9 protein-coding genes are annotated in these 13,177 nt (G+C 73.0%); 5 read left to right on the forward strand and 4 right to left on the reverse strand.

The features are described from left to right. Nucleotides 1-48: 48 nt before the first annotated feature. Together AC3IYJ_RS24010 and AC3IYJ_RS24015 are read right to left on the reverse strand one after the other, a co-directional pair. Nucleotides 49-1,698: a M23 family metallopeptidase gene (locus AC3IYJ_RS24010; protein ID WP_489396810.1), complete on the reverse strand. Its 1,650-nt coding sequence runs from the start codon at nt 1,696-1,698 to the stop codon at nt 49-51. Nucleotides 1,699-1,943: 245 nt separating this feature from the next. Further along, nucleotides 1,944-2,705 carry an esterase/lipase family protein gene (locus tag AC3IYJ_RS24015; protein ID WP_489396811.1) on the reverse strand — a complete coding sequence of 254 codons (762 nt, stop codon included), beginning with the start codon at nt 2,703-2,705 and terminating at the stop codon, nt 1,944-1,946. A gap of 214 nt (nt 2,706-2,919) precedes the next feature. Here AC3IYJ_RS24015 and icmB point away from each other — a divergent pair, with 214 nt between their 5' ends. Beyond that, nucleotides 2,920-3,327, forward strand: coding sequence for a coenzyme B12-dependent isobutyryl CoA mutase small subunit (gene icmB / locus AC3IYJ_RS24020; protein WP_489396812.1), 408 nt, complete (start codon nt 2,920-2,922; stop codon nt 3,325-3,327). A 94-nt stretch (nt 3,328-3,421) separates the two neighbouring features. On the opposite strand, the gene AC3IYJ_RS24025 is transcribed toward icmB, so the two are convergent. Then, on the reverse strand, nt 3,422-5,020 hold the full coding sequence (locus tag AC3IYJ_RS24025; protein ID WP_489396813.1) for a DUF5691 domain-containing protein: 1,599 nt from the start codon (nt 5,018-5,020) through the stop codon (nt 3,422-3,424). A gap of 195 nt (nt 5,021-5,215) precedes the next feature. Further along, the gene (locus AC3IYJ_RS24030; RefSeq protein WP_489396814.1) at nt 5,216-6,610 is read right to left on the reverse strand and encodes an SWIM zinc finger family protein; all 1,395 of its coding nucleotides are present in this window, start codon (nt 6,608-6,610) and stop codon (nt 5,216-5,218) included. A 134-nt stretch (nt 6,611-6,744) separates the two neighbouring features. Between AC3IYJ_RS24030 and AC3IYJ_RS24035 the strand changes: the two genes are divergently transcribed. The 4 genes from AC3IYJ_RS24035 to sucC all read left to right on the forward strand — a co-directional run bounded on the left by AC3IYJ_RS24035 (nt 6,745) and on the right by sucC (nt 13,164). Further along, nucleotides 6,745-7,851, forward strand: coding sequence for an ATP-binding protein (locus AC3IYJ_RS24035; protein WP_489396815.1), 1,107 nt, complete (start codon nt 6,745-6,747; stop codon nt 7,849-7,851). Further along, nucleotides 7,848-10,226 carry a DUF5682 family protein gene (locus AC3IYJ_RS24040; protein WP_489396816.1) on the forward strand — a complete coding sequence of 793 codons (2,379 nt, stop codon included), beginning with the start codon at nt 7,848-7,850 and terminating at the stop codon, nt 10,224-10,226. Before AC3IYJ_RS24035 ends, AC3IYJ_RS24040 begins: the two co-directional genes overlap by 4 nt. A gap of 299 nt (nt 10,227-10,525) precedes the next feature. After that, complete coding sequence (locus AC3IYJ_RS24045) at nt 10,526-11,686, forward strand: vWA domain-containing protein (RefSeq protein ID WP_489402901.1); 1,161 nt, start codon at nt 10,526-10,528, stop codon at nt 11,684-11,686. A 299-nt stretch (nt 11,687-11,985) separates the two neighbouring features. After that, entirely contained in the window at nt 11,986-13,164 is a 1,179-nt protein-coding gene (gene sucC, locus AC3IYJ_RS24050) for an ADP-forming succinate--CoA ligase subunit beta (protein WP_489396817.1), read from the forward strand. The last annotated feature ends 13 nt before the right edge of the window (nt 13,165-13,177 follow it).

Consider the following 13,177-nt stretch of genomic DNA (forward strand, 5'->3'; position numbering starts at 1 on the left):
GGGCCGGGCGGTTGGTCGCCCGGCCCGCCGCCTTGCCGACCGGGTTTCTCAGTTCGGGTCCAGGTCGTGGCTGCGGAGCCATGCCTGGGGATCGACCGGGGTGCCGCCGCCCGGACGGACCTCGAAGTGGAGGTGCGGCCCGGTGGAGTTGCCCGAATTGCCGGAGTACGCGATCACATCGCCGGCCTTGACCTTGCCGGAGCGGATCTTGGCGCTGCTGAGGTGGCAGTACCAGGTCTCGGTGCCGTCGGGCGCGGTGAGTATCACCATGTTGCCGTAGGCGCTGTTCCACTGGCTGCGCACGGTGCCATCGGTGGCGGCCATGACCGAAGTCCCGTAGGACACCGGGAAGTCGATGCCCGTGTGCACGGACATCCAGTTGACGCCGGCCTGGCCGAAGCCGGCGCTGAGGCCGTGCTGCTCGACGGGGAGCACGAACTTGGGGCGCGCCGCTTCCTTGGCCGCCTCCTCCTCCGCCTTCTTCTTCTTTTCCTCGTCCTGGCGCAGGCGCAGGTCGATGCGCTCCTGGGTGCGGCTCGCACGGTCCGCGAAGTCGCCCGCGTCGGCGCTCAGCGCGGTGAGCTGGGTGTCGAGCTTGCTGTTCGCCGCGACCGGCTTGATGGACGCCGGGTCGGGCGCGGCCATCGTGGTCGTCTCCTCGGAAGGCTTCTGCGGACCGGTCAGCCCGCCCACGGAGGCGGCGGCGACACCCGCGACGCCCATCACGCAGGCGGAGGGCACGGCGACGGTCAGCAGGGCGGAACGCTTCGCGGGGGTGCGGCGGCGGTTGTTGCCCCCGCCGGCGGCTGCGCCCGTGTTGCCGGACTTGCCCGCGCTGCCAGACTTCATGACGCTGCCGGACTTGCCGGACTTGCCGGACTTGCCGGCGCGGCGCGAGGGGCGCGGCGCGGCCGGGGCCGCGAGCGTGACGGGCATGGCCTGGGTGGGGAGGTCGTGCACCTGGAACTCGGCGTCGGCGGCGGCGTCGGTCGCGTTGCGATCGGCCTCGCCTGCGGGCTCGAACTCGAACTCGGCCTCGGCCTCGCTGTCGACTTCGTCGGTGATGACCCCGAAGACGGAGGTCTCGGTGTAGGAGGCGGGCGCGGTCTCCTCGTACGCGGCGTACGTCTCGTGGCCGTACTCGTACGCGTAACTCTGGGCCTGCGGCTGTTCCTGGGGCTGCTCGTATCCGTGCGAGTAGCCGTGCTGCTGATCCTGCGGCTGTTCCGAGCCGGTGTTCCAGGCGGTGGCGTCGTAGGTGCCGGTTTCGGTGGCGTATCCGGGGACCGACCAGTGGCCGGTCTGCTCGGCGGACGCGTCGTAGCCGAAGGCGGTGGACCGGTAGTCCGTGGAGACGGCCTGGGCGGGAACGGTCGAGAGATATCCGTCGTAACCGTCGGTGGTGTCGTAACCGGCCTGCGGCTGCTGGGGATAGCTGCTCTGCGGGGTGGTCCAGGCGGTCGCGTCGTACGCACCGGTGTCGTACGCGCCAGTGGCGTGGGAGCCGGTGTCGTAGGACCCGGTGGCGTAGGAACCGGTGTCATAAGAACCGGTGTCGTACGCGCCATGGGCGACGTAGTTGTATCCCTGACCCTGTGATTCCTGGGATGTGAACGCGGAATCACCAGCGAAAGTGGTGGTGGAAAGGCCGTCGTACCCGTGGTTGGGGTACTGGCCCGACGATGGGCGGTCGTTCACCAACTTCTCTTTCGCCTCGGCAGCGGGGGGCCTGGGTGGCCGAGGAGTTTGGAGTTCCTCGGAGGAGAGCAGTGGCGTGACTGTACCCGGCGGTTACTCGCAACGACAATCTTCGACGGGTGCCGGCCTCGAGGGAACCGGGCATTCGGCCGCCTTTCGGTCGCCCAAAGGAACACCCTTGGCCTTGAGTTCGAAATTTGTTCGATTGATCGGGGCGCGGCAGGCCGGTTTCGGGAGATCTGACGTCAGGCGACGGAAGCCGTGCCGGGCTGGGCGAGGGCGGTCGGGCCGGGCCCGTCGAGTGTGTGCCGGACCGCCGAGATGACCGTGGGATGCGCGGGCAGGGCGAGGTGTCCGATGCCGGTGACCTGCACGTTCTCGGCGAGCAGGTCCGGATGGTCGATGCGGGCCGTCTCGGTCGGGTCCATCAGCTCGTCGAATTCGCTCCAGAACGCCACGCAGCGCGTCCGGCAGTCGGGTGCGGGTGCGCGCAGCTCGGCCATCACCTCGGAGTCCGGGCGCATCTGTCGGACCAGCGGATGTGCGTCCATGAAGGGCGCGACCCGGGTACCGGAATGTGGAGTTCCGAGCGTGACGAGCGTGCGGACGCGGGCGTCGCCGCCGAGCCGCTGGACGTAGTAACGCCCCACCAGTCCGCCGAGGCTGTGCCCCACCAGGTCGATCCGCTCCTGCCCGGTGCGCTCGCACAGCTCCTCGACGCGCAGGGCCAGATGGCGGGCGGTGACGCGCAGGTCGAGGGTGAAGGGCGAGTAGTTGTAGGTCTCCACCTGCCGCAGCCCGCCCGCCCCGAGGGAGCGGCGCAGCAGGACGAAGACGGAGCGGTTGTCGGTGAACCCGTGCAGGAGCAGGGCGGGCGGACGCTCGCCAGTGGTGGCGGGCCGCCGTTCCTGGCACATTCCCGTCGGATACATCAGGATGTGCCCGCCGAGCACGATCGCTTCCAGCAGGCCGGCCCGCAGCGCGGCCCCGGACGTGGACAGCCCCATGGACGGCCTCCCCCCAACTGCCTTGGGACCCGGACGGAGTGCCAGGAGCCCGCACGACGGCCGGCCACGCCGTGCCGTGCGGCTGTCGGCACGGAGTGGCGGCACGGGAGCGGCGGCACGCCATCCCACGTGTGATTTCCCCCTCGTGGTTGACCGCGAAACGGGGGTGTGCGCGATGCTGTACTTAACGTTCGTTCACTCGGGAGGCAGTGCGATGGGTGTGACCGGTCCGATCCGTGTGGTGGTGGCCAAGCCGGGTCTCGACGGCCACGACCGAGGTGCCAAGGTGATCGCGCGGGCCCTGCGGGACGCGGGCATGGAGGTCATCTACACCGGCCTCCACCAGACCCCCGAACAGATCGTGGACACCGCGATCCAGGAAGACGCCGACGCGATCGGCCTGTCGATCCTCTCGGGTGCGCACAACACGCTGTTCGCGCGCGTGCTGGAACTCCTCGCGGAGCGCGACGCGGCGGACATCAAGGTCTTCGGCGGCGGGATCATCCCGGAGGCGGACATCGCTCCGCTGAAGGAGAAGGGCGTGGCGGAGATCTTCACGCCGGGCGCGACGACCACGGAGATCGTGGCCTGGGTGCACGCGCACGTCCGGCAGGCATCGTAGGACGCCTCCTTCGGATCCTGCCGGGTCCGACAGGAGCCGAAAGGGACGACCAGGCCCGCGCGCCGGACGCGGTGCGTCCGGCGCGGCCCCGGGGTCATGGACCAGACGGGGCGAGTTCGGCGTGCATCGTCGCGCGGAGGCGGAGCGTGGAGACCAGGCGCTGGAAGGCCTCCGACCAGTAGGCCGCAGCGCCGCCCGGCTCGGCCGGCGCTGCCGCCGCCGCGTCCAGCAGCCCGGCCTCCGCGGGATCGAGGCAGCGCTCCGCCAGTCCCATCACGCCACTGAAGCTCCACGGGTAGCCGCCCGCCTCGCGGGCCTGGTCCAGGGACTCCACCACTGCCCGCCCCAGCTCTCCCGCCCACGGCACCACGCAGACTCCGAGCAGCTGGAACGCCTCCGACAGCCCGTGTGCCCGTATGAACTCCGCCACCCAGGCCGCCCGTTCCTCCTCGTCGAGGATCGACAGCAACTTCGCCCGCTCGGCGAGCGAAGGCGTCACCGGGCCCGTCGCGGGCGGGGCCGATGCCGAGCCCAGCAGGGCCTGGGACCATGCGGGATCGCGCTGGCGGACGGCTGCCCGGCACCAGGCCGCATGGAGCTCCTCCGCCCAGCCCTCGGCCGTCGGCAGCGCCACGATCTGCGCCGGGCCCAGCCCGGCGAACCGCTCCTGCCAGCAGGACAGCGGCGCGGACTCCACCAGCTGCGCCAGCCACCAGGCCCGCTCCCCGCGCCCGGCGGGCGGCCGCTTGACCACCCCGTCGCGCAGCATGCCCGCGTCGCACTCGGCCGGCGGTGTCACCCCCTCCGGGCCCACGCAGGCCAGCGCCCGCTCGGCCATCCGCCCTGCCAGCGCCGACTGAGGCAGCGCGGAGAGCAGTTCGGCGGCGGTCGCCCGGACATTGCGGCTGCGGTCGGCCAAAGCGGCTTCCAGGAAGGGCTCGTCGCCGGGCGAGAGACCCACCCGCAGGGAGTCGAGGAACATCAGCCGGTCCTCGGCCCGCTCGGTGGCCCACGTGGAGCTCAGCAGACGGAGCGCGGCCGCCGCCTCGTGGGCCCGTACGGCGCCGAGAAGCGCCACCCGCTCCGCGAACAGCCCTTCCTGCCACAGGCGTTCCACCCCTGCGGCGTCCGTCGGTGCGGGCAGTTCCGCTGCGCCGCCGGAACCGCCGCGCAGCGCGAACCGCCAGTCCGGATTCAGCCGGGCCAGCCACAGCCCGCGCGTCCCGGCCAGGGCCAGCGCCTGCGGACGCAGGTCGGTGCGGGCCCGCGCCGCGTCCAGGAGCGCGGGGACCAGCGCGGCCGGTGCCCGGTAGCCGTGGCGTCCGGCGGCGGCCAGCCACTGTGGCAGCAGCTCCGTCAGATCCGGGGCGGCCCCCCGCCGCCCTCCGCCGCTGCCCGAGGCGGTCCGGCCGGCCAGTAGCTGCGCGAGCCGCTGCCGGGCCGCCTGCGGCGGTTCGGGCCTCGGATCGTGCGGAGCGGGTTCCGGTCGTGGTCCGGCTTCGGCGGGCCGCAGCCCGGCCCGGCGCCGGACCGTCTGCACGGCCGCGGCGCCGAGCAGGGCCTCGGGACTGCCCTGGCGGCGCTCGGTCCCCAGGAGCGCGGCACCGACCAGCTCGTCCCAGTCCGGGACGTCGGCCGTGGCCGCGTGCGCTTGTGCGTGTCTGTCGGCGGTCGTCGTGGTCGTCGTGGTCATCGGGTCCCTCCCTCGTTCGCGTGGCGTGCTCCGGTCCCGCCCCCTCCGCGGGACCGGAGCAGCTCGAATTCCCCCGTGGTCATCGCCACGACTGCGGTCTCAACTGGCGTGGTTGTCGTCCACAAAAGCCCCCCGGCTCAGTCGTTCCTGCAGGACGGCGCGCATGCGCCGCTGCTTCTTTCCCCCTGCGCCCGCTCAGGCCGACGCCAGCACCACCGGCTCCGAGGAGTCCGGCTGCCAGACCGTGAGCGGGGTGAAACCCCGGTGTCCGCATTCGCCGAACACCGTCACCGGCCCGCCTCCCGACAGCGCGGCCAGTTGCCACAGCCCCGCGCGGGGCCGGCTCCCGGCCCCGGTCAGGGGCACGGGCAGGGCGGACGTCCCTTCCGCGTCCGCCAATTGCCATGCCGGTTCCCTTGCTTGCTCCCCCTGCCGTCCTCCCGGTACGGGGACGACAGGGCCGAGCACCACCGGCCAGGACTCCAGCCAGGGGTCCTCGCGCAGTGCCGCGCCGTACTCCTCCAGTGCCGCGCCGGTGCTCACGCCCGTCGGCGCGGCCCCGGACGGCTCGGCCGCCGCGAAGCGTTCGGTGAGGTCCGCCCGGAGCCCCGCCGAGCCGGGCCGGAAGCGGGCTTCCGCATCCAGCACCAGCCCGACGGGCAGAGCCAGCCCGGGTGGTCGCCTGGGCGGGCCGAAGTCCAGGACCAGGGCCGGCCGGCCGCTCGCCAGCCCGCGCAGCCATATCCGGCGGGTGGTGAGGCGCCCGTCGGGCGACGCCGTGTCGTACTGGGCCAGCACGAGCCAGCGGTCCCGTACGACCTCGCCCCCCGCCCCGGAAGGCAGCCCCACCCGGCCGCGGACCGTCGAGGCCAGCGGTTCCGGCAATGCGGAAATCCCCAGCCACGCCCGGTCCAGCAGGTGCAGCAGCGCGGCCTCCTCCAGCATCCTGGCGGGCCATCCGGCGCCGCAACTGGGTATCGTGCCCAACTCCCTGACCCGGGCCGCCAGCCCCGGCGCCTGGGCGTCGACCATCCTGGCGGCGGTCTCCTCCCAGGCGGCGTACCCGGCCCGCTCCTGTCCGGCCAGGCCGCTGCGGACCAGGTCCGCGAGCCGCTGCTCCAGCTCGGCGACCCCCGCCCCGATCCGGGCCGCCCGCCGCTCGGCCCGCTTCCGGGCGGCCTCCGCGTCCGCCGGTCCGGCCTGGGCCGAGCGGTCGGCGGCGGTCCGCGCGGCCTTCGCCGCCCGCTCCGCCAGCCAATCGCCGGCCCAGTCCGGAGCCTCGCCCGAAGCCCCCGCCACGTCTGTGAGCCCCTCCGCGGCCCAGAGCAGCAGCAGTCCCAGCGCGTGCTTGCAGGGGAACTTCCGGCTCGGGCAGGAGCACTTGTACGCCGGGCCGGACAGGTCGACGACCGTCCGGTACGGCTTGCTGCCGCTGCCCTTGCACAAACCCCACACCGCACCGGAAGCGGAACCTCCGGTCTGTGACCACGGCCCCGCCCCGCCGAGTCTGGCCCCCGCCTTGCGTGATGCATCGTCAGGAGCCAGAGCCAGTACCTGTTCCGCTGTCCAGCGGACCCCCTGCTCAGTCATGTGTCCCACCGTAGAGACCCTCACTGACAATCGCTCTGACCTGCAACAACGTTGAGTCCGGGGGGCGTTGTCAGTGGTCGGGTGCATCGTGGATCCAGCAGTCGGAAATGGCTGCCGAGCATTGGAGGGGGACCATGACCGCGACCGAGAACGAGACCACCGCCGAGGCACTGCGACCGCATGCCGAAGACGCCTTCGCGCACGAACTGAAAGCCTTGGCGGACGCCGACGACCGGCCCCGCCCGGCCCGCTGGAAGCTCTCCCCGTGGGCCGTGGCCACGTACTTGCTCGGCGGCACGCTCGAAGACGGCACCGTCATCACGCCCAAGTACGTCGGCCCGCGCCGCATCGTCGAAGTCGCCGTCACCACCCTGGCCACCGACCGCGCCCTGCTGCTCCTCGGAGTCCCCGGCACCGCCAAGACCTGGGTGTCCGAGCACCTCGCCGCCGCCGTCAGCGGAGACTCCACCCTGCTCGTCCAGGGCACCGCCGGCACCCCGGAGGAGGCCATCCGGTACGGCTGGAACTACGCCCGCCTCCTCGCCCACGGGCCCAGCCGCGAAGCCCTCGTGCCCAGCCCCGTCATGCGGGCCATGGCCGACGGAATGACCGCCCGCGTCGAGGAGCTCACCCGCATCCCCGCCGACGTCCAGGACACCCTCATCACCGTCCTGTCTGAGAAGACCCTCCCGATACCGGAGCTCGGCCAGGAGGTGCAGGCCGTGCGCGGCTTCAACCTCATCGCCACCGCCAACGACCGCGACCGCGGGGTCAACGAGCTCTCCAGCGCACTGCGCCGCCGCTTCAACACCGTCGTCCTGCCGCTGCCCGCCACCGCCGACGCCGAGGTCGACATCGTCGCCCGCCGCGTGGACCAGATGGGCCGCGCCCTCGACCTGCCCGCCGCGCCGGAGGGCCTGGAAGAGATCCGCCGGGTCGTCACCGTCTTCCGCGAGCTGCGCGGCGGAATCACCGACGACGGGCGCACGAAGGTGAAATCGCCCAGCGGCACCCTGTCCACCGCCGAGGCCATCTCGGTGGTCACCGGCGGCCTCGCCCTGGCCGCCCACTTCGGGGACGGCGTACTGCGCCCCTCCGACGTGGCCGCCGGGATCCTCGGGGCCGTCGTGCGGGACCCGGCCGCCGACCGGGTGGTCTGGCAGGAGTACCTGGAGGCCGTGGTGCGCGAGCGCGAGGGCTGGAAGGACTTCTACCGCGCCTGCCGGGAGGTGACGGCATGAGCCCGCAGCGCCGGCAGAGCGCGCGGCGGGGGCCGCTGCTGTTGGGCGTACGGCACCACGGGCCCGGCTCGGCCCGGGCCGTGCGGGCCGCGCTCGACGCGGCGCAGCCCCGCGCGGTGCTGATCGAGGGGCCGCCCGAGGGCGACGCCCTGCTGCCGCTCGCCGCCGACCCCGGGATGCGGCCGCCCGTCGCCCTGCTCGCACACGCGGCCGACGACCCCGGCCGGGCCGCGTTCTGGCCGCTGGCCGGCTTCTCCCCGGAGTGGGCCGCCATCCGGTGGGCCCAGGCGCGGGACGTGCCGGTCCGGTTCATCGACCTGCCCGCCGCCCATTCCCTGGCCCTGGCAGGGGAGGAGGCCGCCGAGGAGGGCACCGAGGAGGACATCGAGGGGGACTTCGGCAAGGACGGGGAGACGCCCGGAGCCGCCGGGCCCTCCGTACCGCTGGACCCTCTCGCCGTACTCGCCGAAACCGCCGGGTACGACGACCCCGAGCGCTGGTGGGAGGACGTGGTCGAGCACCGGGGCGCGTCCGGCGGCGGGGACCCGCTGGCCGTGTTCGAGGCGCTGGGCGAGGCCATGGGCGCCCTGCGCGAGGAGTACGGGACCGGCGGCCACCACCGGGACCTGGTCCGCGAGGCCCACATGCGGCAGCGGATGCGGGCCGCGCGCCGCGAGTTCGGTGACGAGTACGCAGTGGTCTGCGGAGCCTGGCACGTGCCCGTGCTGCGGGCGAAGACCACCGCCGCCGCCGACAAGGCGCTGCTCACCGGATTGCCCAAGGTCAAGGTGGAGACCACCTGGGTCCCCTGGACCCACCGACGCCTCGCCCGCGCGGGCGGGTACGGGGCCGGCATCACCTCGCCCGGCTGGTACGCGCACCTCTTCGCGGCCCGGGACCGGCCCGTCGAGCGGTGGCTGACCAAGGTCGCGGACCTGCTGCGCGCGGAGGACCGGCAGGTCTCCCCGGCGCACGTCATCGAGGCGGTCCGGCTCGCCGACACCCTCGCCGCGATGCGGGGCCGGCCGGTGGCAGGACTGACAGAGACCCTGGAAGCGGTCCGGGCGGCGATGTGCGACGGCTCCGACATACCGCTCGCGCTGATCGAGGACCGGCTCGTCGTGGGGGACGTGCTCGGGGAGATTCCGGACGCGGCGCCCGCCGTACCGCTCCAGCGGGACCTGACCCGCCAGCAGCGCTCGCTGCGCCTCAAGGCCGAGGCGCAGGAGCGGGAGCTGGAGCTGGATCTGCGCAAGGAGTCCGACGCCGCCAAGTCCCTGCTGCTGCACCGGCTGCGGCTGCTCGGCATCGACTGGGGCGTCCCGGCGGCCTCGCGGGGGAGTACGGGCACCTTCCGGGAGACCTGGCGGCTCCGCTGGGAACCGGAGCTCGCGGTGCGGATCGCCGAAGCCGGCATATGGGGGACCACCGTCCTCGGGGCGGCCACCGCCAGGGCCGAGGCCGACGCGGAGGGCGCCGGGGAGCTGGGCGAGGTCACCGCCCTGGCCGAGCGGTGCCTGCTGGCGGGGCTCTCGCAGGCGCTGCCCGCGGTGCTGAGGGCGCTGGCCGACCTGGCCGCGCTGGACACCGATGTGGCGGGGCTCGCCAAGGCGCTGCCCGCGCTGGCCCGTTCACTGCGGTACGGGGACGTGCGCGGCACCGACGCGGCGGCGCTGGGCACGGTCGCGGCCGGGCTCGCCGAGCGGATCTGCGTGGCGTTGCCGCCCGCCTGCGCGGCCGGGCTGGACGCCGACGCGGCGGCGGAGCTCCGGGGGCACGTGGACTCCGTACACGGGGCGATCGGGCTGCTGGGCGGGGGTGGGGGCGGGGGTGACGGGGCCGGGGCCGAGGGGCTGCGGGAGCGGTGGTCGGCGGTGCTGCGGACGCTGGCCGGGCGGGATTCCGTCCCCGGGCTCATACGTGGCCGGGCCGCGCGGCTGCTGCTCGACGACGGGCGGCTGCCGCCGCAGGAGACGGCCCGGCTGATGGGGCTCTCGCTGTCCCCGGCGTCCGCGCCGGCCGACGCGGCGGGCTGGATCGAGGGCTTCGCGGGCGGCGGCTCGGGGGGCGGCACCCTGCTGGTCCACGACGACCGGCTGCTCGGTCTGATCGACGCGTGGCTGACATCCGTGCCGGAGCGGGCGTTCGTCGACGTACTGCCTTTGCTGCGGCGGACGTTCGGGGCGTACGAGCCGGGTGTGAAGCGGACCTTGGGCGAGCTCGCCCGTCGTGGTCCGGCCCCGGCCGGGGCGCGGCCCGCGGGGTCCGGGGCCGGGCCGGCACCGGCGGGCTTCGGGCGGGAGCTGGACCCGGTGCGGGCGGATGCGGTGGTGGAGCTGGTCCACCGGTTGCTCCTGGCGGGGGCGCCGGGCTGACCGGCCGGGGCGGGGTACTGGGTCGGGCTCCCGGGGCCAGGGTCCGGGGGCCGGGGCCGGGTGCTGCGGGGGTGCCGCTGCGCGGGGCGTGTCCCCTACCCATCCCCCAGACTCCGTCCGGGGGGACCCCCAGTTCCACCGTTCCCCGGGCGCTGCCCGGACCCGGTCCTCAAACGCCGGACCGGCTGGAGGGGCGCCGGGGCTGTGCCCGGACCCGGTCCTCAAGCGCCGGACGGGCTGGAGGGGGTGTGTTGGTGGGGCTGGTTGATGTGGTGACTACGAGAGCAGGGGGATGGCAGATGGTGGGTGCGGGCGTTGGTGACGAGCGGTTGCGGCGGTGGCGGATGGTGCTCGGGGGGGAGGCCGACGGGACCGGGTGTGCGTTGAGCGGGGCGGATGTCGGGATGGACTCCGTGCTCGGGGCGCTCTACGGGGGCGGCGGCGACGGCGGGGGGCGCAAGGGGGAGCGGTCGGCCGGGCTCGGGGGGTCCGCGCCGCGAGTGGCCCGGTGGCTCGGGGACATCCGGACGTACTTCCCCGCCCCCGTGGTCCAGATCATGCAGCGGGACGCGATCCAGCGCCTCGGGCTGTCCGCGCTCCTGCTGGAGCCCGAGATGCTGGAGGCCGTGGAGCCGGACGTCCACCTCGTCGGCACCCTGCTCTCCCTCAACAAGGCGATGCCCGAGACGAGCAGGGAGACGGCCCGCGCCGTGGTCCGCAAGGTGGTCGAGGAGTTGGAGAAGCGGCTCGCCACCCGCACCCGGGCCACGCTCACCGGCGCCCTCGACCGGTCGGCCCGGATCAGCCGCCCCCGCCACGCGGACATCGACTGGGACCGGACCATCCGGGCGAACCTGAAGAACTACCTCCCCGAGTACCGCACCGTGGTCCCCGAGCGGCTGATCGGCTACGGCCGCGCCTCGCAGTCGGTGAAGAAGGAGGTCATCCTCTGCATCGACCAGTCGGGTTCGATGGCGGCCTCCGTCGTCTACGCCTCCGTCTTCGGCGCGGTGCTGGCCTCGATGCGTTCGATCTCGACCCGGCTCGTCGTCTTCGACACGGCCGTCGTGGATCTGACCGACCAGCTCGACGACCCCGTCGACGTGCTCTTCGGCACCCAGCTCGGCGGCGGCACCGACATCAACCGCGCGCTCGCCTACTGCCAGTCCAGGATCACCCGGCCCGCCGACACGGTCGTCGTCCTCATCAGTGATCTTTACGAGGGCGGCATACGCAACGAGATGCTCAAGCGGGTCGCGGCGATGAAGGGCGCGGGCGTCGAGTTCGTGACCCTTCTCGCGCTGTCCGACGAGGGTGTCCCCGCCTACGATCGCGAACACGCCGCAGCCCTCGCCGAACTGGGCGCCCCGGCCTTCGCCTGCACCCCCGACCTGTTCCCGGACGTGATGGCCGCGGCCCTGGAGAAGCGACCCCTGCCGGGGCCGGCCGGAGGGTCGTGATCTGGCCGTCCGCGCGAGGCTCCGTAGCGGCGCGGGGGCGCCTTCACATCGGCGGATCACACGAAGATGCAGTTCAACCGTGAGGCGATCTGTGACAGGTATCACCGCTCAGGTGTGATCTGCGATTTAGGGACCTACGTCCCACGGGGATAACCTGCGGGACGGACATGCCGCGTCCACGGTCACCGTGTGCGCCTTCCTTGTGACAGCGCCGTCACGTTGCCCTCCGCGGCACGCCCACGCAGATAGCAGACAACCGCGAATCACTGCGAATCTTTGAAGACAAGGGACGGACGCGCGTGGACCTGTTCGAGTACCAGGCGAGGGACCTCTTCGCCAAGCACGGTGTACCGGTGCTGGCCGGTGAAGTGATCGACACGCCTGAGGCGGCGCGCGAGGCCACGGAGCGGCTGGGCGGCAAGTCGGTCGTCAAGGCGCAGGTGAAGGTCGGCGGCCGTGGCAAGGCAGGCGGCGTCAAGCTCGCCGCCACCCCGGACGAGGCCGTCGCCCGTGCGACGGACATCCTCGGGATGGACATCAAGGGCCACACGGTCCACAAGGTGATGATCGCCGAGACCGCTCCGGAGATCCTGGAGGAGTACTACGTCTCGTACCTCCTCGACCGCACCAACCGCACCTTCCTGGCCATGGCCTCGGTCGCGGGCGGCATGGACATCGAGCAGGTCGCCGAGGAGACCCCGGAGAAGCTCGCCAAGGTCCCGGTGAACGCCAACGAGGGCGTGACCATCGAGAAGGCCCGCGAGATCGTCGCGCTGGCGCAGTTCCCGGCCGAGGTGGCCGAGAAGGTCGCCGAGGTCCTCGTGACCCTGTGGGCGACCTTCATCGCCGAGGACGCGCTCCTCGTCGAGGTCAACCCGCTCGCGAAGGTCGCCAACGGCGACGTCATCGCGCTCGACGGCAAGGTCTCGCTCGACGAGAACGCCGAGTTCCGCCAGCCGGGCCACGAGGAGTTCGTGGACCACGCGGCCGCGAACCCGCTCGAGGCCGCCGCCAAGGCGAAGAACCTCAACTACGTCAAGCTCGAGGGCGAGGTCGGCATCATCGGCAACGGCGCGGGTCTCGTCATGAGCACCCTCGACGTCGTCGCCTACGCCGGCGAGAACCACGGCGGCGTCAAGCCCGCCAACTTCCTGGACATCGGCGGTGGCGCTTCCGCCGCCGTCATGGCCAACGGTCTCGAGATCATCCTCGGCGACCCGGACGTCAAGTCCGTCTTCGTCAACGTCTTCGGTGGCATCACCGCGTGTGACGAGGTCGCCAACGGCATCGTCCAGGCGCTGCAGCTGCTCGAGGACAAGGGCGAGGCGGTCACCAAGCCGCTGGTCGTCCGCCTCGACGGCAACAACGCCGAGCTGGGTCGCAAGATCCTCTCGGACGCCAACCACCCGCTGGTACAGCGCGTGGACACCATGGACGGCGCGGCCGACAAGGCCGCCGAGCTCGCGGCTGCGAAGTAAGGGCAGAGGTCAC

This window comes from Streptomyces sp. GL_140 (assembly GCF_057834465.1).

Excerpts from the sequence above, each read along its gene's own strand:
- AC3IYJ_RS24015 (WP_489396811.1), bottom strand. The coding sequence starts at position 2,705 with ATGGGGCTGTCCACGTCCGGGGCCGCGCTGCGGGCCGGCCTGCTGGAA.
- icmB (WP_489396812.1), top strand. The coding sequence starts at position 2,920 with ATGGGTGTGACCGGTCCGATCCGTGTGGTGGTGGCCAAGCCGGGTCTC.
- AC3IYJ_RS24025 (WP_489396813.1), bottom strand. The coding sequence starts at position 5,020 with ATGACCACGACGACCACGACGACCGCCGACAGACACGCACAAGCGCAC.
- AC3IYJ_RS24030 (WP_489396814.1), bottom strand. The coding sequence starts at position 6,610 with ATGACTGAGCAGGGGGTCCGCTGGACAGCGGAACAGGTACTGGCTCTG.
- AC3IYJ_RS24035 (WP_489396815.1), top strand. The coding sequence starts at position 6,745 with ATGACCGCGACCGAGAACGAGACCACCGCCGAGGCACTGCGACCGCAT.
- AC3IYJ_RS24040 (WP_489396816.1), top strand. The coding sequence starts at position 7,848 with ATGAGCCCGCAGCGCCGGCAGAGCGCGCGGCGGGGGCCGCTGCTGTTG.
- AC3IYJ_RS24045 (WP_489402901.1), top strand. The coding sequence starts at position 10,526 with ATGGTGGGTGCGGGCGTTGGTGACGAGCGGTTGCGGCGGTGGCGGATG.